Origin of the sequence: Novacetimonas cocois (assembly GCF_003311635.1) — a bacterium.
GTDB classification, from domain to species: domain Bacteria; phylum Pseudomonadota; class Alphaproteobacteria; order Acetobacterales; family Acetobacteraceae; genus Novacetimonas; species Novacetimonas cocois.
Map to the genome: position 1 here is coordinate 1 of NZ_QEXL01000055.1, position 2207 is coordinate 2207.

2 protein-coding genes are annotated in these 2207 nt (G+C 57.3%); both read left to right on the plus strand.

The window, feature by feature from the left end; all coding sequences use genetic code 11:
- Window positions 1-158 precede the first annotated feature (158 nt).
- The gene (gene tnpB / locus NJLHNGOC_RS15435; RefSeq protein WP_010510701.1) at window positions 159-506 is read left to right on the plus strand and encodes an IS66 family insertion sequence element accessory protein TnpB; all 348 of its coding nucleotides are present in this window, start codon (window positions 159-161) and stop codon (window positions 504-506) included.
- A gap of 63 nt (window positions 507-569) precedes the next feature.
- Complete coding sequence (gene tnpC, locus NJLHNGOC_RS15440; protein ID WP_029335693.1) at window positions 570-2180, plus strand: IS66 family transposase; 1611 nt, start codon at window positions 570-572, stop codon at window positions 2178-2180.
- Window positions 2181-2207 lie beyond the last annotated feature (27 nt).

Genomic DNA, 2207 nt, shown 5'->3' on the forward strand with positions numbered 1-2207 from the left:
GCGTTTGTTCCTGTTGCTTCAGTGACGACACCTGCTGTGGCATCTGGCGGTGATCCTGACGAACTGGCCATAGTGCTGCGCAATGGCCGTAGTATCAGGGTGACGGGACATCCTGCCGAAGATCTTCTGGCCCGGGTCATCCGGATTGCGGAGACGGCATGATTGGCGTGGGCAACGGCGTGCGTGTCTATCTGGCCTGCGGGGTGACCGATATGCGCAAGGGCATATCGGGTCTGGCAGCACTGGCACAGGACGTGCTGCGTCAGAACCCGACATCAGGGGCGCTCTTTGCCTTTCGTGGTCGCCGTGGGGACAGGATCAAGCTTCTGATGTGGGACGGTCAGGGGTTCTGTCTTTATTACAAGGTGCTTGAGAAGGGACGTTTTCCATGGCCGTCTCCGGCAGAGGGCGTTGCACGCCTGACGACAGCACAGATGGCCATGCTGTGGGAAGGCATGGAGTGGAGACGCCCTTCCTGGTCTGCACCACCGTCTCGCGTGGCCTGATTTTTATGGCGTGAGAGTGCAGAACATTTTGAATTTTCTTAGGTTTTCTGCTATTTTTTCATAATGACGTCTGCACCTGCGGTCCTGCCTGATGATCCGGATACCCTGAGGGAAATGATTGTTTCCCTGCAGACCGAAGTGGCTCGGCTTTCTGCGTCAGCCCGTGCGTATGAAGCTCTTGTCCAGTCTCTCAAAATCCGGATCGCACGTCTTCAGAAACAGAAATTCGGGGCCAGTTCAGAAAAGATAGACCGTGAGATTGAACAACTCGAACTGCTCCTTGAAGATGTAAAAATCGCCATCGCGGCAGCCGATCCTTCTCCTGATATCAGGGAGCATGATGTCAGCGATGATGCACTCTCTCCCCCACGGCAGCGTGGCAAACCAAAGGTTTCTGACACGACACCACGGGAGCGTATTGTTCTCGACCCAGGTGAGGCCTGTCCTGCCTGTGGCGGTCCCCTGCGTCTTGTAGGCGAAGATGTCACCGAAATACTGGACTTTATTGCGGCAAAACTGAAAGTTGTCGAAACGGCACGGCTGAAGAAATCCTGCCGTCACTGCGAAACACTGGTGCAGCCTGAAGCACCGTCGCGCCCTGTCCCACGGGGGATGGCTGGCACCGGGCTTTTAGCCCATATCCTGGTCTCGAAATTCGATGACCACATTCCGCTTTATCGTCAGAATGAGATCTTTGCCCGTCAGGGTGTGGACATTCCCCGTTCAACCCTGATCGACTGGTGTGGTCAGGCCGTTGCCGTTCTGCGTCCTCTGACAGATCTGATCCGTCAGGATGTCGTAAAGGCAGACCTGCTACATGCTGATGATACACCCATGCAGGTTCTTGACCCCCGTCTGCGTCAGGCTGGCAAACCCCGGGGCGTGAAGGAAGGGCGGATCTGGAGCTATCTGCGCGATCCCCGCCCATGGGGAGGGAGTGATCCGCCCGCCGTGGCCTACTGGTTCTCTCCCGATCGCAAGGGGATCAATCCCCAGACCCATCTGGCACAGTTCCGGGGCATTCTGCAGGCTGACGCCTACGCCGGGTTCAGGGATCTGTATAAACCAGACGCAACAGGAACCGTGCACGTGCGCGAAGCGGCCTGCTGGGCTCATCTCCGCCGGGCCTTCCATGATGTCTGGAAGGGCAGTGATTCGACAATCGCAAGGGAAGCACTTGAACAGATCGGAGAGCTCTACGATATCGAGCGCCAGATCACCGGACACCCGGCCCCGTATCGTCTGGCTGTCCGACAGGAACAAAGCCGCCCCCGTGTCACAGCATTCCACGCATGGTGCGAAACACAGCTTGCCCGTATCCCTGGAAAGGGGGAACTGGCAAAAGCGATCCGTTATGCGCTCAACCGGTGGAAGGCCTTTACCCTGTTCCTCGAAGATGGTCGTGTCGCCATCGACAACAATCCTGCCGAACGCGCCATACGGCCCGTATGCGTGGGGCGAAAAAATTATCTCTTTGCCGGATCCGACACCGGGGGCGACAACATCGCTGATGCCATGACGCTTATCGAAAGCGCAAAACTCTCCCGGCTTAATCCGCACGATTACCTCGCCGACGTCCTGGCCCGTATCAACGAGCACAAGATCAACCGGCTCCACGAACTGTTGCCATGGAACTGGAAACCCGTGAATACACTGCACAGACAGGCCGCATAATCAAGGCGGCCCAGAGCGGCCGGTTAC